The 21,843-nt window shown below is 36.9% G+C and carries 12 protein-coding genes; 4 read left to right on the top strand and 8 right to left on the bottom strand.

The window, feature by feature from the left end; all coding sequences use genetic code 11:
* Positions 1-384 precede the first annotated feature (384 nt).
* The 7 genes from PZ898_RS17025 to PZ898_RS16995 form a co-directional block, all read right to left on the bottom strand.
* Positions 385-2,367, bottom strand: a complete 1,983-nt coding sequence (locus PZ898_RS17025; RefSeq protein WP_277693824.1) for a heavy metal translocating P-type ATPase — start codon at positions 2,365-2,367, stop codon at positions 385-387.
* A gap of 45 nt (positions 2,368-2,412) precedes the next feature.
* Positions 2,413-2,832 carry a transcriptional repressor gene (locus PZ898_RS17020; RefSeq protein ID WP_002983024.1) on the bottom strand — a complete coding sequence of 140 codons (420 nt, stop codon included), beginning with the start codon at positions 2,830-2,832 and terminating at the stop codon, positions 2,413-2,415.
* Positions 2,833-2,849: 17 nt separating this feature from the next.
* On the bottom strand, positions 2,850-3,746 hold the full coding sequence (locus tag PZ898_RS17015; RefSeq protein WP_277693823.1) for a cation diffusion facilitator family transporter: 897 nt from the start codon (positions 3,744-3,746) through the stop codon (positions 2,850-2,852).
* A gap of 16 nt (positions 3,747-3,762) precedes the next feature.
* Entirely contained in the window at positions 3,763-4,644 is an 882-nt protein-coding gene (locus PZ898_RS17010) for a bestrophin family ion channel (protein ID WP_123278541.1), read from the bottom strand.
* Between the two features lie 131 nt (positions 4,645-4,775).
* On the bottom strand, positions 4,776-6,005 hold the full coding sequence (locus PZ898_RS17005) for an efflux RND transporter periplasmic adaptor subunit (protein ID WP_277693822.1): 1,230 nt from the start codon (positions 6,003-6,005) through the stop codon (positions 4,776-4,778).
* A gap of 82 nt (positions 6,006-6,087) precedes the next feature.
* Positions 6,088-10,449 carry a CusA/CzcA family heavy metal efflux RND transporter gene (locus PZ898_RS17000; RefSeq protein ID WP_277693821.1) on the bottom strand — a complete coding sequence of 1,454 codons (4,362 nt, stop codon included), beginning with the start codon at positions 10,447-10,449 and terminating at the stop codon, positions 6,088-6,090.
* Positions 10,450-10,596: 147 nt separating this feature from the next.
* Positions 10,597-10,920: a DUF6660 family protein gene (locus PZ898_RS16995; protein ID WP_082798768.1), complete on the bottom strand. Its 324-nt coding sequence runs from the start codon at positions 10,918-10,920 to the stop codon at positions 10,597-10,599.
* Positions 10,921-11,284: 364 nt separating this feature from the next.
* Here PZ898_RS16995 and PZ898_RS16990 point away from each other — a divergent pair, with 364 nt between their 5' ends.
* The 4 genes from PZ898_RS16990 to PZ898_RS16975 are packed head-to-tail and all read left to right on the top strand — an operon-like array spanning position 11,285 to position 20,246.
* Entirely contained in the window at positions 11,285-12,151 is an 867-nt protein-coding gene (locus tag PZ898_RS16990; protein ID WP_082798767.1) for a hypothetical protein, read from the top strand.
* Positions 12,152-12,157: 6 nt separating this feature from the next.
* Positions 12,158-12,625: a hypothetical protein gene (locus PZ898_RS16985; RefSeq protein WP_062673478.1), complete on the top strand. Its 468-nt coding sequence runs from the start codon at positions 12,158-12,160 to the stop codon at positions 12,623-12,625.
* Positions 12,626-12,631: 6 nt separating this feature from the next.
* Positions 12,632-19,564 carry an RHS repeat-associated core domain-containing protein gene (locus PZ898_RS16980; RefSeq protein WP_277693820.1) on the top strand — a complete coding sequence of 2,311 codons (6,933 nt, stop codon included), beginning with the start codon at positions 12,632-12,634 and terminating at the stop codon, positions 19,562-19,564.
* A gap of 7 nt (positions 19,565-19,571) precedes the next feature.
* A complete protein-coding gene (locus PZ898_RS16975; protein WP_131797504.1) occupies positions 19,572-20,246 on the top strand; it encodes a hypothetical protein in 675 nt (224 codons plus the stop codon).
* 95 nt (positions 20,247-20,341) lie between these two features.
* On the opposite strand, the gene PZ898_RS16970 is transcribed toward PZ898_RS16975, so the two are convergent.
* On the bottom strand, positions 20,342-21,835 hold the full coding sequence (locus tag PZ898_RS16970) for a RagB/SusD family nutrient uptake outer membrane protein (RefSeq protein ID WP_277693819.1): 1,494 nt from the start codon (positions 21,833-21,835) through the stop codon (positions 20,342-20,344).
* Between the last annotated feature and the right edge of the window lie 8 nt (positions 21,836-21,843).

The following is a 21,843-nucleotide window of genomic DNA, read 5'->3' as shown; positions in this document are numbered from 1 at the left end:
AATATACTACTTCAAAACTGTTTTATAACAGATTTATGATGAATGTCATTATGCTTATCTACTGTTACCTATAAAAATCACAAAACTGTGCCTGTCACCGGAATAATTTTATCCCGAACTTTGAGTAAGACTTTAGACCTAAATAAAAATTTAGTTCTTTATATACAATTTAATCTTGTTGATAAAAGCTTTGCTGATGTTTTTGGCAGAGCTTTTTATATTCTTTGTTTTGTTGGAAATCGCAAAGTCTCAAGTTCTTTTTAAAATGCTTACTGTTTTAAGACGCAAGGATTTTATCTCCGATAAAATTTAAAAACAAAAGCCCTACTGAGATTCAGCAGAGCTTTTATTGAATATAATTGAGTTGTGTTTATTATTTGCTTGTTAAAATTTCATTCTTTGGATTCTCACCGCATTTAAAATAGCCAGCAATGCTACTCCTACATCGGCAAACACAGCTTCCCACATGGTTGCTAATCCACCGGCTCCCAGGATGAGAACAACAGCTTTTACAGCAAAGGCAAGGACAATATTCTGCCAAACGATCTTTTTAGTTTGTTTTCCGATATTGATGGCCATTGGGATCTTACTTGGTTTATCATCCTGAATTACTACATCTGCAGTTTCAATGGTGGCATCACTTCCCAAACCTCCCATTGCAATTCCAACATCGCTTAAAGCCACTACAGGCGCATCATTCACTCCGTCTCCTACGAAAGCTACCGTCTGGTTTCTGGCTTTGATTTCTTTAACCTTGTTTACTTTGTCTTCAGGTAACAGGTCCCCGAATGCATTGTCGATACCCAGTTGATCTGCTACATATTTCACAACGGTACTTTTATCACCGCTCAGCATTGTTGCCTTCACATTCATTTTATGCAGCTTGTCTACGGTTTCCTTAGCATCTTCTTTGATGCTGTCTGCAATAGTGATATAGCCTGCAAACTTTTTATCATAAGCCACCGCAATTACCGTATATACAATATTGGAGTGGTTAAGATCATAACGAATGTTGAACTTATCCATCAGCTTAAAGTTCCCAACCAGAAGTTCTTTTCCGTTAATAGTCGCTTTCAATCCGTGACCAGCTATCTCTTCTACATTTTCCAAAGGAATGCTGTGATTGATTTCTCCAACATAATTGTGAATTGCTGTTGCCACCGGATGGGTACTTTTACTTTCAAGAACATTAACCAGCTGAAGAATTTCTTCTTTATTAAATTCAGGGCTCATACTTACTTCCTGAACTTTGAATACGCCTTCCGTCATGGTTCCTGTTTTATCCATTACCACATTCTGAATCTCTGCAATACTGTCCAGGAAATTACTTCCTTTGAATAAGATTCCGTTTCGACTAGCAGCACCAATTCCTCCGAAATATCCTAATGGAATGGAAATAACAAGGGCACAAGGACAGGAAATCACAAGGAATATCAATGCTCTGTACAGCCAGTCTCTAAACTGATAATCGCTCACAAAGAAATAGGGCAGTAAACAAATTCCAACGGCAAGAAATACCACGATGGGCGTGTATACTTTCGCAAATTTTCTGATGAACAATTCTGTAGGGGCTTTTTGGGCCGTAGCATTCTGAACCAATTCCAGGATTTTACTCAGTTTACTGTCTTCATATGCGGTATTTACTTTTACCAGAGCAATACTGTTCATATTGATCATTCCGGCAAGGACTATTTCTCCTTTATTTTTGGTATCGGGTTTACTTTCTCCCGTTAAAGCTGCCGTGTTGAATGAAGCCGAATCTGAAAGCAATTCCCCATCCAGTGCCAGTTTTTCACCGGGTTTCAGCTGTATGACGTCTCCAACTTTAGCTTCTTTAGCCTTCATAGTCTTGGGCTGATTATTTTCCATAACCGTTACCTCATCAGGACGCTGATCCAATAATGCTTTTATATTTCCTTTGGCTCTGGTAACCGCCATAGACTGGAATACTTCTCCTACCGCATAAAACAGCATTACCGCTACTCCTTCAGGATATTCTCCGATGGCAAAAGCACCAATGGTTGCAATGCTCATCAGAAAGAATTCTGAAAACACATCTCCCTTAATGATACTTTTATAAGCATCTTTCAATACCGGAAATCCTACAGGAATATAAGCTGCCAGGAACCATACTAACCGTACCCAGCCTGTAAACCATGCAGGTTTTATATAGTTATCAAAGGCAATTCCCAATAATAAGATGATAAAGGATATAATGGCCGGCAGAAACATCTGAAAGACCGCCTGATCTCCGGAGTCATGAGAGTGATCATGTCCGTCATGGTCATGTCCGTCTCCTTCTGCATGGTTATGTTTGTGTCCTTTTGTATCTGGTTTTTCCGGGGTTGTACTACAGCATTTTTCCATAACTGAATATTTTTATACAAATGTAAAGATGAGACTGATGCAATGCTATTGCAAACTTTCAAGACAGTTTTCGCAGATTCCTTTGGCAAAGAGTCTTATTTCGTCAATCCTGAAATTGGTCTGGATATTTTCAGGGAAAGAAATATCTTCTTTGCAGGTAGTCTGCTTGCATATTTTACAGTAAAAATGCAGATGCCAGTCTTTGTGTGTTTTTTCATCACAATCGTCTTCGCAGAGTTTGTATTTTGTGGTTGTATTTTCCTGAATGCTGTGAACAATTCCTTTTTCTTCAAAGGTTTTCAAGGTTCTGTAGATGGTGATTCTGTCAGCATTATCAAAATGATTTTCTATTTCAGAAAGGGATAAAGCAGCTTCCTGAGAACTTAAAAAATCATATACCAAAATCCTCATACTGGTGGGTTTGGTATTTTTATCAATGAGTTTGTGTTCTATATCTTTTTTCATTGTACGCTTTTAAATGGTTACAGATGGACTTCATTTTCTTCATAGCCATCTTCTTCGATCTGAAAAGTGGTATGACTGATTTTAAAGTTACTAACCGTAGTATCTGTCAATGTTTTTAATAATTGATTCTGAGAATATCCCGCATCTTTTACTACATGAGCGCTCATTGCATTGACGCTGGAGGTGAGTGACCATACGTGCAGATCATGTACATGTTTCACTCCGGGAATTTTCTCCAAAGATTGACGAAGGGCATGAATATCCACGTCTTTAGGGGTTCCTTCCAGCAGAACATTAATGGCTTCTTTCAACAGCCTCCATGTTCTTGGAAAGATCAACAGTCCTATTGCCGCTGAAATCAACGGGTCGGCATAGTACCAGCCTGTTGTCAGCATAATTACTCCGGCTATCATTACTCCTACTGAAGTAAGCATGTCTGAAAGTACTTCAAAGTATGCACCTTTCATATTGAGACTACCTTCTGAATCTTTTCTGAGAATCATCATTCCGACAATATTAACGATCAATCCGATTCCGGCTACAATCAGCATTGATTTACTTTGTACTTCCGGCGGATTCTGAAAACGCTGATAGGCTTCAAACAAAACATAGATCGAAATGGCCAATAACACCACTGCATTGATTACGGCTGCTAATATTTCTGTCCGATAATAACCATATGTTCTGGAAGGATCTGCTTTTCTTTCTCCTATTTTAATGGCAATATATGCCAGCAATAATCCTACCACGTCGGTCAGCATATGAGCTGCATCAGCCAACAATGCAAGACTGTTGGTAATGATTCCTCCTATTACCTCAGCAATGAGATAGGTTCCGCTAAGGCAGAGAACAATCAGAAGGTTCTTTTTATGTCTGCTTCCTGCAGAAACGGTTTGTGTTGGTTTACTTTCCATATTGTGTATGGTTTAATTACATTTCATAATAAGATGTATTTTCTTTTTTTGGGGGAACATTCTGCTCACCGATCATCTGTCTGATATTGATCTCTATGGTCTGTGCCAGAGAAGTCATGGGTGTATCTACAGGACTATTTTCAAACGGATCCTGCATAATGATGGATGTTTTTTCAATGGCAATGAATGTCACCGGAACCAGGAAAGTAATGGCAATTTCTACCAACAGCTGCGAATCATCGAGTCCAAACGGAAGGATGGCGGCAAAAACATAGATCAGAATATGAACTAAAACACTGTATGAGCGTGGAAAGACTGTATTCTTCAGTCTTTCACATTTTCCCATACTGTCGCATAGTCTTGTAATGATATCATTGAGTTGCATCTGTTGAAAATCGGTAAGTCCTTTGGAAGCTGCAATTTCTTTCAGCTGTCTGGAGTGTTCGTCCAGAATTGCGTTGGGAATGTTGGCTGCTTTGATCTGATGTTGATCCAGATACTGCTGAACTTTTTCAGAAAATGGAAGTTTTCTCAGTGATTCTCCAAGTGCATAAGTCCAGATGATCTGTCTTTCGGCAAACTTTTTTATTACTTTATTTTCTCCTGCCGGCATAAACTGAATGATCAGTCTCACAAAAGTTCTGGAATCGTTGACAACAGCACCCCAAACTGTTCTTGCCTCCCACCATCTTTCGTAGGATTGGGAAGTACGGAAGGCCAGCAGCAATGATACTGCTGTTCCCAGGAGTGCCGGAATATTTAAAGGCAATGAGATCTTGCGAAACCATGGCAATTCGTCCAAAAGACCAATAGTGACGGCAAATATTCCGATCAACAGAATTTGGGTTTTTATTTCACGGATGAAATACCAGACTGATATTTTTTTGTTTAATAACATAATCGGGTTATTTATTAAAATTCGGTGAGATCATTTTCACTTTTCCAGCCGTTTTCATTCAATAAAAAATTACGTAAACAGCTCTAATGTAAGGATTAAAATCGACAATTTACTGGTTCCGGTAACTTTCATTAATGTTCGTGTTCGCCGGAATTTACCAGTTTTGCATTCACAAAAAATGCTCCTTTCACTACTATTTTTGCATTGTCAGGAATATTTCCTACCGGAGTTATCGCGGTATATCCCATATCGGAAGTTCCTTTTACCACTTCTATTTTCTCAAAGTTTAAGGTTTTCGGATGAGGTTTTCCTTTTTCTTTGTGTTCTTCTTCCGCTTTTTTATCGGTCTGGACAAATACAAAATATTTCCCATCTGCTTCTACAATGGCCTCTGTAGGAACTGCAGGAGTTGTGCTTTTATCAAGGCTTACAATTCCGGTGATATTCATTCCATCAATCAGACCGGATTTGTTTCCGATCACTTCACAATGCATAGAGATGGTTTTACTTTCGTTTTCAAAAGAAGATCCTATGCTGTAAATTCTTGCATCATATTCGGTTTCCGGATTGTTCGTCAGTTTAAAATGAACAATCTGCCCTACTCTCATTTTAGGAAGATCTTTTTCAAAAACCTGAAGATCGAGATGAATAGAACCGTTATCGATCACTGTAGCAACGGGAGAAGAGATATCCACATAACTTCCGATCTGTGCGGTAATACTGCTGATTGTTCCGCTGATGGGTGCTGTAATCACCAAACCGGATTTCATATTTCCATTGCTTACTTTTCCAGGGCTTATTCCCATCATCTGAAGCTGTTTCAAAAGAGATGCTCTTTTTGTTCTTAAGGTTTTAAGTTCCGCATCGGCACTCTGAAGATTTTTCTTCGCCCCAGCATCATTATCAAAAAGCTCTCTCTGTCTTCTGTATTCCTGTTCTGCATAGGTTATTCTACTGTTGGTAGTCAGATAATCTTCCTGAAGCTGGATATATTCCGGATTGGCAATGGTGGCAATGACCTGTCCTTTCTTTACGATACTTCCCACCTGAATATTGATGGTTTTGATGATTCCTCCATACAGAGAAGTGATGGTTGCTTTATTGCTGTTGGGTACACTCAGCAAACCATTAGCTTTTATGGTAGATGTCAACTCTTTCATTTCTACATTTCCTAAAGCCACTCCTACAGACTTCATCTGCTCTTCTGTAAGGGAAGCTATTGTTTGTGGAGCTTCTTCGTGAGCCTGTTCTTTCTGTTCTGTTTTTTCAGGAGTTTTTTCTTCCGAAACTTCTTTTTTTCCACAGCTTGTTAGTAAGATTGAGATCAGGGCGAGAGGGATGATATTATATTTGAGTTTCATAAGTAAAAATGTATTTTGTCTGATGCTGTATGCCATTGTTTTTATTGATACGGCATAAAGTTTTATAAGCAGCGACTTCATATTATTTGTTTATAATGGAGTTAATAGTAACTACAGATTGGTTCACCTGCTGGATGGATTCCAGATATTTCAACTGGATATTTGTGGCAGTCTGCAGGGCAAAAAGATATTCCACATAGGAAATTTCTCCTGTTTTATATCCTAGCTGAGCTGCTTTTACAATTTTCTCTGCGTTAGGCAATGCCTGGCTTGTATAGTAATCATACTGCTGTAAATCCTGCTGATACTGACTGAAGGCATTTTCCAACTGAGCAGAAAGCTGTTTCTGCTGCATTTTAGCATTGGTTTCAGCGACCTGTTTTTCATATTCGAGCGCCTGAATTCTTGCTTTCGTCGCTCCAAATGTTAACGGTATTGCTACTCCTACTGTTGCTGACTGAAAACGTTTTCCTGAATTATAAAAATTCTCCTGTCCGTTAATGGTATGCAGACCTATCAAAGACTGATTGGTGTATCCCAAACTGAAATCTGGCAGCCCCAGTGATTTTTCAACTTTCTTGTTTTTTTCGGCGATTTCCATTTCCTGGTAAAAAGCTTTTACCGTAGGATTGTTGGCAACCATAGCACTGTCGAGGACATTTTCTGCTTTTAAAGGAGCATAATCTTTGTTAAACGAAACCTCAATATCTTCCGAAGTATTCATCAGAGTTTTTAAATTCTTATAGGCATTATTCAGATAGACTTCATTTTGTCTGAGCAGCAGATCAATTTCCCCTTTCTGGGTTTCTGCAGTACTGATCTCAATTTTCTTGATATCACCTGCTTTAAATCTCACGGTTGCAATTCTGATAAACTCTTCATAATATTGATCAAGACTGGTCAGCTGGGCTTTATTATACTGAAGATATTCAATCTGGTAATAATAGGTACGAACCTGCTTTATCAGTTCATTGGCTGTAATTTCCTTATCAATCTGCTTGCTTTTAATATTCTCATTGATTAAATCTTTTCTTGCTTTAAACAATGTTGGAAAAGGAATACTCTGTGAGATCGCAAACGATTGGTCAAACTTTGGGCTGTTGTACTGACCAAGCTGTGCTTCAAAGCTCAATTTCGGAAGTTCTTTTGCAGTTGCCCTTAGTGCTTCGGCAGATTTAATACTTAGGTCTTTTGACTGCAGGGTTAAATTATTGTTCACTGCCTGTTCTACCGCCTGTTCTACGGAAATTGGTCTGGACTGTGCGTTAAAAGTCTGTCCCACCATCATAAATCCTACCACCAAAACGGCAGTAATAATTCCCGTATTATTATTCTTTCTTTTCAAAATCTTTGTGTTAAAAATAATGTACAGCATCGGCAAAACGAATAATGTTAGGAATGTTGCAGTTACCAAACCACCAATCACTACTGTCGCTAAAGGTTTCTGTACCTCAGCTCCGGCTCCGGTGGAAATAGCCATTGGTAAAAATCCTAGTGAAGCTACAGTAGCCGTCATCAATACAGGCCTTAATCTGGTTTTTGTTCCTTCAAATACTCTTTTCAGAATATCCGTTTCGCCTTCTTTTTCTAACTGATTGAATGTTCCTATCAAAACAATTCCGTTAAGAACTGCTACTCCAAAAAGGGCAATAAATCCAATTCCGGCACTGATACTGAAAGGCATATCTCTTACCAGAAGGGCAAATACACCACCAATCGCACTCATAGGAATAGCTGTAAAGATCAATGCAGCCTGCTTGAATGAGCGGAAAGTAAAATACAGAAGCATAAAAATCAGAAGTAATGATACCGGAACAGCGATCATCAGACGTTGGCTTGCTTCCTGCAGGTTTTCAAACTGACCTCCGTAGGTAAAGTAGTATCCTGAAGGCAGTTTCACTTTCTCCAGTTTTGACTGAATATCTTTCACTACACTTTCCACGTCACGGTCTTTCACGTTGAAGCCAATAACGATTCTACGTTTTCCCTGTTCACGGCTGATCTGTGCCGGCCCTAATTTGTAGCTTATATTCGCCACCTGCGAGAGTGGAATCTGGGCTCCGGTAGCAGAAGTGATCATCAGATTATTCACATCTGAAATATCTGTTCTGTGAAGACTGTCCAGGCGGACAACCAGATCAAAACGTCTTTCATTTTCAAATACCTGTCCGGCAGCTTTTCCTGCAAAGGCTGTACTTACTGCATTGTTGACATCTTCGATATTCAATCCGTAATTGGCTATTCTTGTTCTGTCATACTGAACATTGATTTGTGGAAGACCACTTACTCTTTCAATCTGAGGCGGCGTAGCTCCATCTACCGTCTGAATGATTTTTCCTACTTTATCAGCATACACTGCCAAAGAATCCAGATTTTCTCCAAAGATTTTTACCGCCACATCCTGTCTGATCCCGGTCATCAACTCATTGAAACGCATCTGAATAGGCTGGTTTTTCTCAAAAAACACTCCTGGAATGGTTTCCAGTTTTTCACTGATCTCATCCGCGAGTTCGTTGTAGGATTTCTTGGTTTTCCATTCACTTTGCGGTTTTAATACTACGATCATATCGGTTGCTTCAGGAGGCATAGGATCTGTAGGAACCTCAGCAGAACCGGTTTTCCCAACGACCATTTTCACCTCATCAAACTGTTTGATAATTCTTGATGCCTGCATGGAGGTTTCTATACTCTGACTCAGTGAGCTTCCCTGCGGTAAAATACAATGGAATGCAAAATCTCCTTCCTGCAGCTGCGGGATAAACTCCCCACCCATATTTTTAAAGATAAAAGCAGAGATAAGGAACACTACAGCCGTTGCTGACACGATAATATATTTTACTTTGATAGCTTTCTGCAATAAGGGCTGATATACCTTTTGCAGACGGTTCATCATTTTATCAGAGAAGGTTTCTTTGTGGGATATTTTCTTAGATAAAAACAAAGCGCTCATCATCGGAATATAAGTCAGAGAAAGAATCAATGCTCCCAGAATGGCGAATCCTACTGTTTTTGCCATTGGAGTAAACATTTTTCCTTCTACACCTGCAAGAGTAAGAATCGGGATGTATACGATAAGAATGATGATTTCTCCGAAGGCCGCACTGCTTCTGATCTTTGAGGCAGAAAGGAATACTTCTTCATCCATTTCAGACTGTGTCAAAGCACGGACAGATTTTCTGACACCCAAATGATGTAAAGTAGCTTCTACAATAATTACCGCTCCATCTACAATCAATCCGAAGTCTATAGCTCCAAGACTCATCAGATTGGCACTTACCCCAAAAACGTTCATCATTCCCAAAGCAAACAACAAGGAAAGCGGAATGGCCGAAGCCACGATAAGCCCGGCTCTCAGATTTCCCAGGAAAATAACAAGAACGAAAATAACGATCAGTGCTCCTTCGATGAGGTTTTTCTGTACGGTATTGATGGCTCTGTCTACAAGGTCTGTTCTGTCCAGAAATGGCTCTATAATAACATCATCAGGAAGAGATTTCTGAATGGTCGGAATTTTTGCTTTGATATTGCTGACCACTTCATTACTATTAGCCCCTTTCAGCATCATGACTACTCCACCCACAGCATCTACCTTTCCATCATAAGTCAAGGCTCCGTAGCGAACGGCACTTCCTAAACGAACATCAGCAACATCTTTTATAAAAATCGGAACGCTTCCTGTTTCATTTTTAACCGCAATGTTTTTAATGTCTTCCAAAGAGGTAACCAGACCAATTCCACGGATGAAATAGGCGTTGGGTTTTTTATCAATATAAGCTCCTCCTGTATTCTGATTGTTTTTTTCGAGCGCTGTAAAAATTTCAGTGATACTTGTTCCCATTGCCTTTAAGCGATTGGGATCAATAGCCACTTCATATTGTTTTAATTCTCCTCCGAAACTGTTGATTTCCGCTACTCCCGGTGTTCCGTTCAGTTGTCTGCGAACGATCCAGTCCTGCATGGTACGGAGCTCTTTGGCATTGTATTTCTTTTCGCTTCCTTTTTTAGGGTGAAGAATATACTGATAGACTTCTCCAAGACCCGTACTTACGGGAGCCAGCTCGGGAGTTCCTACACCTTTGGGAATTTCTTCTACAGCATTTTTAAGCTGTTCATTGATAAGCTGTCTCGCAAAGTAAACATCTACATTTTCTTTGAACACTACTGTAATCACAGAAAGCCCAAATCTTGAAATACTTCTTGTTTCCTGAATATCGGGAACATTGGCAATACTCTGTTCAATAGGAAAGGTCACCAGCTGTTCCACTTCCTGTCCTGCCAATGTAGGACATACGGTAATAATCTGTACCTGGTTATTGGTGATATCCGGTACAGCATCTATCGGTAATCTGGTGGCACTCCATGTTCCCCAGATGATCAGCACCAACGTCATCAATCCAATGATCACCTTGTTTTTGATACTGAATTTTATAATTTTATCTAACACGATTTGTATTTAATTTTTATTGAAAAGTGAATGCACACAGTATAAAATACTGCAGCAAAAATATCCTGAAAAACTCTGCAATGGTATTGCAAAGTTTCAAGCACGAATAAGTATCAGAAAGCATAACTTTCTGAAAATCAATAAAAATTAAATTTTAGGAGGCTGCCAGATAGGATCGTAAACCTGATAAGCAAAGTCGTTTTTGTGGAATAAAATCTTCTTTGAAAAATAAGCAGGAATCTGCTCGGGAATCTCCAATAAAGGATCCATTTTAAATGCTGAAACTGTTATCTGGCAACAGCTGCAGGCACACAGCGGAGAACAGATATCTCCTTTTTCTGTAGAATGAACACCATGAATGCTTAATGCAATCTTATTATCTCCTGAATTCAGCGGATGAGACACATCAGCACACGGCATTAATGAGAGTGCCATGAAGTAAATTGCCAATATCCATCTTAAGAGGTTCATTGTTACAAAGGTAGAGATTTTTTTCTAAAATTGAGAACTCCTGCCATGGGACTAGTTCATAAAAGCATAGTTTTTTGCTGCAATTTATTGCAACAGAAAGGATTCAACTAAAAAAAATCATCATATAGACAATTATCCCAACAAAATAATAGAAAAACTAAATAATCATTAAATAAATCACAAATCTAAATTATTTTCATTAAAAACAATTAAAACAGCGAAATATTAATAAGACCAAGCTGTATTTTTTCTTAAATTCGCAAGTGAAAAAATCAATAATTTCTCATTAATAGAATTTCTATTAAACACGACATTATTTGTCGTCCTTTGATTATAGTTTTACAAAAAAAATTAATTAACAATTATGAAAACACAATTATTTTCGATTGCACTGCTAGTGTCATCATTTACATTTGCTCAAAGTTGGAATATCACAGGAAATTCAGGGACAAACTCATCCAATAATTTTATTGGAACTACAGATAATCAACCCTTGGTTCTGAAGTCTAATAATATTGAGAGCCTTCGAATTAAGTCTAATGGGAATATTGGAATAGGAACTACAAATCCCGACACTAAATTGCATATAGCTCAAGAGAATACAAATAGTCAAAATTTGGTTATTGGGAAATTTTCCTCTTCCGGACCTACAGGAGGTAGCGCAATGGTTAGCATCAAGTACCACTCAACTGCAAATCTGGAATTAAATTCTACATATACTGGTATTGGCTTCCGATATGGAAGTTATGGTGACTTTAATATTGAAAATGAGATTTCATCCCCAGATTTCGGAGCGATTAACCTTATTACAAACAAGAAAGTACAGATGGCTATTATGCCCAATGGAAATGCTTCGTTACAAGGTAAACTTGAAGCCAAAGAACTAAAAGTAACCCTAACTCCTACTGCTGATTTTGTATTTGATGAAAAATACGATCTCCCAAAATTAGAAGAAGTTGAAAAACATATCAAAGAAAAAAAGCACCTTCCTGAAATTGCTTCTGCTAAAGTAATGGAAAAGGAGGGTGTAAATGTAGGCGAATTCCAGATCAAACTATTACAAAAAATAGAAGAACTTACATTGTACTCAATTGATCAGAATAAACAAATAAAGCAACAGTCAGATCAACTGAAACATCTTAAGGATGAAAATGAAGCTTTGAAAGCCCAATCTGCGAAAATTGAAAAACTGGAACAGCAGGTTCAGCAACTCTTATCAACACAAAAATAACCACAAATGAAAAGAAAATTACTCTCACTATCATCCCTGATGATAGGATTCTTCGGCTTTTCCCAAACCGAAGTGTATTTCAAATATGATGAGGCCGGAAACCAGCGATACAGGGGAATCGACGCTGCTGGTAAAAAGGCTGAAGAGATTGTTTCAAAAGAGTCAAAGGTAGCAGCTGTTACCAGACAAGCTCCTGTTATTGATGAGAAAACATTCTTGAAACAAATACGCCTTTACCCCGTTCCTGTCAACGACTATCTTACCATAGACTGGACAGAGGAAGTGGATGGGCTTATAGAATCCGTTTCATTGTATCAGCACAGTACAGTTCACTGGAAATTTCAGCAACAGAATATCCCAGACTTAAACCGCCAGGTTAAGATCAATATGACGGGCTATGACTGGGGAGTGTATGTTGTTCGCTTTACCCTAAAAGACGGCAGAGTTTTCAGTAAAAACATCACCAAACGATAGATAACCATGAAACTTTACGATAAGAAAATACAGATATTTTCATCATTCATCCTGTCATTATGTTCGGTATTAGGCTTTTCACAAACCATACTGTATCAGGCAGAGAGTACCTCAAGAACGGTTCAGGATCCACAAGTAGTAGTACTTGCTCAGGGATTTCAGGCTAAAGCAACTCTTTCAAATCCTTTTATAGCTAAAATAGGACCTGCGACAGAAAATTCTGGCGGAGGACCAACTGACTCAAATGCGGGGGCTAATAATCCCTATGGAACAACAGCTCCAGATGGCAAAAGTTTTCATGACACCAAAGGAAATATTGAGGTCAATGGAGCTGGGCAATTGCAATTTACTTTACCTATTGCTTTGCCGCCAGGAGTGAAAAGCGTAGCACCACAAGTTAATCTTATGTATACCAGCGGTTCTTCTAATGGAATAGCAGGATATGGCTGGAACATTTCAGGTGTTACCTCTATTTCCAGAGTTGGAAAAAATATTGATAAAGATGGAGAAGTAAAAGGAATACAATTGGATTATTCCGATTATTATAGCTTCAATGGGCAGAGATTAGTACTAAAATCCGGAGAATATGGCAAGGATGGTGCAGAATATGTAACCGAAAAGTATTCTAACCTCAAAATAAAATCTGTTGGATCTATAACCGGGCAAGCATGGCAAGGACCTGAATATTGGGAAATAACTTTTGAGGACGGATCCCAGGCCTGGTATGGGGCTACTGTTTCGGGAAGTAGTACAGCCAGAACACCGCTAGAATACAATATTGTTAAATGGAAAGATGTAAAAGGAAATTATATTGTCTATAATTATAGTCAGAACAGTTCTAATAATGTAGCCATACTTTCGAGTATTAGCTGGGGAGGGAATGAAACCTTAGGTAAAGTTAATTTTAATACCATTGAATTTGCTTATTTACCCAGAAAGAATATTGAGACATCTTATGTGAAAGGAATATTATTCAAGCAGGATAAAATATTAGATCAAATAAAAGTTAAGACTAATGATTCTCCATTCAAAAGTTATTCAATTCAATATTCTGGAACACAAAATATTGTTAATAATGATTCTAACAATAAAATTAATTATGATTTTGTTGAAAAGATTATTGAAATCAACTCGGAAGGAAAGGAAGCCAATCCTATAACATTATCAACAAACCCATTACTTACAGGTTCAAATGAATTTGATTTTGGGGAGTATGATGATATTATCACAACAGGAGATTATAACGGTGATGGACTTGTAGATTTTATTGTCAGGCAACCAGCTCAGAACTCTCGCCCAGAAGGTTATTACTTATATTTTAATACTCTAAACAACAGTAATTCTTCTTTTGTTTATTTAGGCGCTACAAGTCTTTTTTGGCCAAGCAGTTACCTAACTACAGTTAATATAAAATCAACAGATAATTTTATTAAGCCAAGACAAGGACTAGTAATAACAAAAGCAAATGTAGGATCTAACCCTCCATCTACGGGAAATATAGAATTAGCATATTACTCAATCAAAAGTGATGCATCTGTTATTAATACATATAACAATCCTCTAGTATTTGAATACTCAAAAACGATACAAAGTAATAATTATTTATTTGACAGCTCTCTATATCCACCGGAAACTGATCCTGAATACCTTGGAGGGCTTAATCAATCCGGATTATCAGTATTAAAAGAAGTAGATATTGATTCAGATGGGATATCTGAACTAGTATTACCAATAGAAGACAAAAAATGTAAATATGTTGTTATAACACCCGATCCACCAAAAGGAAGATGGCAGTGTAAGACATTAGGGTATAGATATATTGTTGTAGATAATTATAATATACAAAATAATACCATTAGTATCATCCAAGGAACTACTTCTAAAAACATTTTGAGTAAAGGAGGTATTATGGACTTTGACAATGATGGAAAACAGGACATTATGTTTCTTGAGCCAACGGACTCGAAAGTTAATGTAACATTTTATACCCAAGCCACTAATTCAGTAAGTAATGATTCTTCGCCTGTATCTCTTACTACTGAGGCACTTTTAAATGATTTAAAACAATATGAATTAAAAAAGGTAGGGAATAATTACACTCTTAATTTAAAGAAAACAATTTCCATTAAAGGATTTCCAGATGGGCTACAATTTGGTGATTTAAATGGTGATAGAAATATTGAAGTTCTACTACCTGTTGGTAAACATTACATAAACCGTCTTCAAGGATGGGCTATCTATTTAAATACTGGCAATGGGCTACAAGAAGATATTCAAGGTCTTATGCCTTATTTTCCTTATACACCTGGCAATACTGATAATTATTCATATACAATTCCAAAATTAATGGATTTGGATAATGATGGGAAAAGTGAGATTATCAATTCTCATGTGTCATTTGGACCCGATATTACTCCAAGTAATGGATCCTATCATTCATCATGGTACATTGATAGTTATGGTGAAACTTCATACGACCCAAATAATTCACAATTTAAATGGTCATTTACAAAAAAAAGAATCTTTAGTTCAGTAAGGAATGAAGTAGTGGTAAGTCCTATATTTGGAGACTTCAGAGTTAATAGTTCTTCTTCCAAAATATTATTTCTGGTAAAAGGAATTAATGGTAATAATGAAAGAAAAATCATAAGTTATAGACATTATAGTCTCAATCCCGATAAAAATATCTCATTAATATCACAAGGATCCCAAAATTATCATATAGATTATAAAGAACTTGACCCCTCTGTTAATTCTAGTATTTATGCCCCTATAAAAAAGGAACAATATCCATTTGTTGAAATGGATCGATTATCTCAGACTTTTGGTGTTTCTCAACTTCGTCAAACTGATGGCCAAACTGTTCGAAAACAGGATTTCCGATATAGGGGATACATTGTTAATTTATATGGGAAAGGAGTAGCCGGTTTTCGTCAAACCGCTCGTTCTTCCTGGTATGCTGATGGCTTTGAGAATACCAAAATATGGTCAGGTACTGAGATGGATCCTTTACAGGAAGGAGTTCCTGTAAAAGAATGGTCTATCAGAACGAATAATGAAAATCAAATATTCCCAACAGACATTTCAGAGAATAATACTCAATTATTAAGTTTTAAATCTACTAATTACAAAATAGATAAATTATTAAATGGACAGATAATGACTACTATCGCAGACTCTGATAAACCAAAGATAGTAACAGTAGTTTCTCCTAAGATCAGTAAGGTTAAAGACTTTTTAACAAGCACAATTACTGAAAGTACCATAACCTATGGAGAGTATTATCTTCCCACCCAAAGCATATCAAATGTCAATAATGGATATGCTATCACAACATCAACATCTGAATACACTCACAACCCAGCCGGAGTAGGCCCCAATTATTACATAGGACGACCAAAGTCAAAGATTGATGTGGTCCAAGTATATGGAGACATCAAATCAGCAAAAGAAGAATATACTTATGAAAATGATCTTGTAAAGACTCTAAAAACATGGAATAGGGATAATACAGGATATTTACAGGAAACCTATAATTATGATGGATTTGGAAATATTACTGGAAAAACCATAAGTAATAGTATTAATTCCCAAACCCAATTCACTACAAGTGAATATGATCCTAAAGGAAGGTATGTGGTAAAGAAAACCGATAATTTAGGATTAGAAATGCTTATTACTTACAACAACTGGGGACAGGTTTTAACGCAAACTGATCCATTAGGAAATATCATCACAAATACCTATGATGGATGGGGTAAAATATTAACTTCAAAAACTAATTTAAAAGGTACAACTACCTATGAGTACGAAAGGGATAATAATGACAATATTATTGTTACCCAAAACGATCCCGACGGAAATATTTCAAAGAAATATACTAATATATTAGGGCAGGAATACATGACTTCCATTAAAGCTTTTAAGCAAGGTAATTCGGTTTTAAAAGCTACTCAATATGATATATTAGGAAGAAAGATCAAAGAATCGGAACCCTTCTATGAAGGACAAGGGGTAGATCAATGGAATACAATAGAGTACGACGATTCTGTATTTCCTGCCAAAGCAACTGCTACAGCATTCAATGGGAAGAAAATGGAAACTACTGTTTCTGGTTTAATCACAACTATTAAAGAATTGAACAGTTATGGAAGAACTACCTCCAAAACTTCCGATGTATTAGGAAATATAATTTCCTCAACCGATAAAGGCGGAACAATTCAGTTTAGTTATAATGCAGCAGGCGAACAAATAAAGTCACAGTATGCTGAAAATATTGTTACCACTAAGTACGATTCTTGGGGAAGGAAATCCGAATTCAATGATCCTTCCAACGGATTATATCAATATGAATATGACGGATTCGGACAACCAAAAAAAATAATAAGCCCAAAAGGAACGAAAGAATTTACCTATAATAGTTTAGGGCAGCTCATTTCCCAAAAGGAGCTATCCTCAACAGACGGTGGACAAGCAACCAATAAATTGATTTCGTATTCATATGATAACAAAGGTAAACTTATTTCCAAATCAGGAACTTCCAAAGGACAGGCTTACAACTACAATATTTCTTATGACCCACAGGGAAGATTAATATCATCCTCAGAAAGCAGCAATGGAAAATATTTTATCCAAAAAGGAATTACTTATGATGATAAAGCCAGGGTAGTCTCTTATGAAAAGCAGCTCTATTCTTCTGGTACCCTTACTAAAGTTCAGATTGAGAATGTATACAGTGTCTGGAATGGCGAGCTGTACCAAGTTAAAGATAAGGCAGCAGGAAAGATATTGTGGGAACTTAAAGAAACCAACGTCAAAGGACAGGTATTAAAATCCAAGTTAGGAGCAACAGATATTAATAACATCTATGATACCAATGGTTTCCTGACAAATGTTAATCATTCCTCACAGGTAAAACCAGGTATCTTGCAATTATCTTATTCATTTGATGCCATCAAAAATGAACTCAAGAGCAGAACTACCGGAGGAGATTTTAACATTACTGAGTCTTTTGATTATGATGACAATAACCGTTTGGTAAACTGGACAAATCCAGTAACAGGAATCAAGCCAACAACGAACAGAAACGTCTATGATGTTAAAGGAAGAATTACCCAAAACGACCAGGTAGGAACGATCAAGTTTGAAAACCCTGCTAAGATTTATCAAGCTACAGGAATGACATTAAATGCTACCGGAGAACAGAATTATAATAATGATTTAATACAAAGCATTACATATAATGAGAATAATGACCCTGTATTCATTGATGGGATGAAAGGAGATGCAGCTTTCCAGTATGGATTATCTTCAATGAGACAGAGAGTAACTTATGGAGGTAATTTCAGTGTCGATGGTGACGGTAAATTCACTAAGTTTTATAGTGAGGATGGGAGTTATGAAGTGATAAAAGATAATACAACTGGAAAGGAAAAGCATATTCTTTATATTGGAGGTACTCCTTATGAAAGTAATATTGTATATTTAAAAAACTTTACGGAGAATAGCGGTTCTTACAAATTTTTGCATAAAGATTATATCGGAAGTATTTTAGCTATCACTGATGAAGCCGGAAACAAATTGGAACAAAGACACTTCGATTCATGGGGTAATTTCACCCATCTTCAGATCGGAAACGGAGCTATTATTACAGATAAAAATATCATTGACAACACTGCGTTGTTATTGGAAAGAGGCTATACCAGCCATGAACATTTTGCTGAAGTCGGAATTATCCATATGAATGGAAGGTTGTATGATCCACTATTAAGGAGATTCTTAAATGCAGACGAAAATATACAAGATATATTCAATACACAAAACTATAATAAGTATGGGTATGTATTGAATAATCCATTAATGTTTAATGATCCAAGTGGTGAATTTATTTGGTTCTTGGGAGCAACTTGGGCAGCAGCTCATGTGTTTTTAGCAGGAGTTATTACAGCAGCAGTTATTGGTACAGCAGTTGGTTTGGCTGCCTATTCTTTAGGAGTTGCGATAAGTGGCGGTAAATGGCAATTGGGAGGAGCTCTTAAATCCATGTTTTGGGGAGGTATAAGTGGAGCCGTTACATTTGGAATAGGAAGCGCATTTACTTCTACCGCAGGGACTGTACTAACTTTAACAGATAAAGTGGCAAGTGCTATGGCTCAGGGATTGGTGCATGGTTTTGCACAAGGTACTTTATCATTAATGCAGGGGGCAAACTTCACACATGGATTTGCAAGTGGTGCTTCTGGAAGCTGGGGAGCTTCTTTATTTGGTGCTTTTGCTGGTAGTTTTGCTAATAGCGCAGCGGGCACTGTAGCATCAGGAATGATTTTAGGTGGTGTTGCATCTGAATTAACAGGAGGAAATTTCTGGAAAGGCGCTGTAATTGGAGGTATAGTAGCAGGACTTAATCATTATTTACATCAAGTACCTATGAAAGCATTCAAAGCTAATTTAAAAGAACAATTAGATAAAGCTGGATATGGGCTAGACGGCAAACCTGACTTCTCTGATACCGGAATAAAAAAAATGATTGATACAGTTCCTGAGCTAAGAAGACTATTCGAACTTGGAGGTAAAACAGCTGTAATAAGAGCTATTGAATATATTCCAGGAGAAGATATGAATACTCGAAGTTTAGACATGGGATTAACTAAGGGCAATAATGTACTTATATCTAAAAGTTTAAATTTAACAAATTGGGATTTAGCCATCACATTAGGACACGAAATGATTCATGTCTATCACAATGTATCTTTGACCTCCAAAATAAGAGAATTTACTAAAAAAAGTTGGAGAGCTGGATTTAATATTTCTGAAATTGAAGCATATAGTTGGGAAATTGAAATGGGAAATACTATTCATGGTAAGGCAGGATTAGCGAAATATGAAAACATACTCAAAACCACTTATAAAATTGAGTATAAATCTAATAGATTTTACTAAAATAAATATGAAAAATATATTAATAGCATTACTATTCTTAACTTCAAACTATTACTTTGGACAAAATGACCTCGAAATAAAAATTTTAAATGATACAATAAAAAAGAGTTCCTATTTTGATCAAAATAATATTGTGTACACAATTACTAATAATTCACAAAAAAACTATTTATTAGTATTAGATAATGAGGAATTCAATGAAGATCCTGAATATACAGTAGAGCCCTTTTTCATTGGATTACCTGATTATTATCTCTATGAAAAAAATACACTTTTATCACCAATGTTTTCTTTTGGAGCCAGTAAAACCAATTGTCATCCTCAATTTGATCTAAGCTCAGAAGAATTTCAAAAATTCAGAAGGCAGTTTTTAAAAGAATACGATGAATACGAGATGAAGATTGCGTATAGAATTTCAAAAAAAATTATCATAATAAAATCCAAAGAAAAGAAAACCTTCAGTACTAAAGTTAATTTTCCAAGTTATATGGGAAGGTATTTTAACATGGAGAACTCCAAAGATTATTATTTCCAAGTAAGTTTACAAAACCCACAGGAGATCATGTTTAGATATTACAGTGTACTACATAATAAAGACAAGGAACAACAGTTTACCATATTTACTGGGCAAATATATTCAAATAAGATCCCTTTGATTTATAAAGTTTACAATAATCCATAGTTTAATCCCCCAATCATTTGGGGGATTTTTATTTCACAAAAAAACCACCGCAAAAGCAGTGGCTTAAAAAAATCAATCTAATTATGGACTATACTTTATAAATTCGGGTTATTCTCAAATTCTCTTTGTGGAATACTGAATAAATAATAGTTACTATTGGGTGTAAAAGCAGATTTATCCGGGAAATCAAGAACAGAATGTCCTTTACCGTCTACTGTTTTCACGGTTCCGTCCGGTGTAGTGATCTGAACTTTTATCGGTTTTCCATCTGCGTCTACAAAAGGTTTTCTTACTACTGTCCCTTGCGTTCTGATAATATCTGAAAGGGAAAATCCTTCTCCGAATAATTCTTTTCTTCTTTCAATCAGAATGGCATCTACTACTGCATTCTGTGAAAATGATCCAGAATAAATATTAGCATTTCTGGCAGATTTCAACTGATTCAATACTGTGACTGCCTGAGAAACATTTCCGTTTCTTGCTTCGGCTTCAGCTTCGATCAGGTACATTTCTGCAGCTCTCATGTACACGATATCTGCAATAAGGGTTGGCTTAAATTTAAACTTTGCATATCTCAGCAATCCTTCTCTTCCTTTCTGTCCATCCCATGAAAACAATTGAGATCTGATATCATTAGTATCAAAAAGGTCTTTAAAATAAGGATCTGCCATAAAGCTGTAATAATAACTTCCTGATGAAGATACATCAAGATAGTGGAAGGCATAGCTCGCATCTGATTGTTCTTGCGTCTGCCCGTGTCCCCAGATCCATTCTGCATTGTTGATATCATTGAATCCATCCTTATATTTTTCCGGAGCCATCAGTGGGAATCCTTCTCTTGCAATTTTCGCAGATGCCGAAGCTTTGCTCCATTCACCGGTATTCAGGTAAGTTCTTGCTAAAAGCCCGTTCACTACAGCACGGTTGATCTTATCCTTATTATTTCTTGTATAACTTTTCAACAGGTTATCAGCATCCGTAAGATCACTTTTAATCAATGTATAGATTTCTTCAAGACTTGCTCTTTTCTTCCCTACCGTGCTTGTTGTGGAAGGTTCAGTATAAATGGGAGCTGTCAAAACTGATTTGTCTTTCAGGTAGCTGAACTGATAAAAGCTTGCCAGATTCAGATAACAGAAAGCACGTAATGCTTTTGCCTGTCCCTTCACCTGATCTTTTTTCTCCTGACTACCTTCTGTTCCATCAATTCTTGTAATCACATTATTCATATTATTGATAGTAGAATACAACATCGTCCAGATAAACAGCGGGCGGCTTGCTGTACTGTTCACCATTTCTGTAAAGGCATAGGTAGAAGCGAAACCATATTTGTTGGTCAATACTGCCACATCACTTCCCATGGCATCACTGGCTCTCAACACAGTGGAATACCCGATATTGGCATAGGTTGTTCCGTCATTATTAAATTTTGCCCAGGTACCGTTTACCACTGTTTCGGCACTTTCGGCTGTTTTGAAAACTTCTACACTACTGGCCTGATCAGTAGGAGCTGTATCCAGCTCGCTTTCGCAGCTTGCCAACGACAAAAATCCGATAAGTACAAATGATATGTATTTTAATTTTTTCATTGTTTCAA

The organism is Chryseobacterium sp. WX (assembly GCF_029542485.1).
In the GTDB taxonomy this organism is placed as follows: Bacteria; Bacteroidota; Bacteroidia; order Flavobacteriales; family Weeksellaceae; genus Chryseobacterium; species Chryseobacterium cucumeris.
The sequence above is the reverse complement of the archived record's forward strand: the minus strand, read 5'-3'. Positions and strand labels throughout refer to the sequence as shown.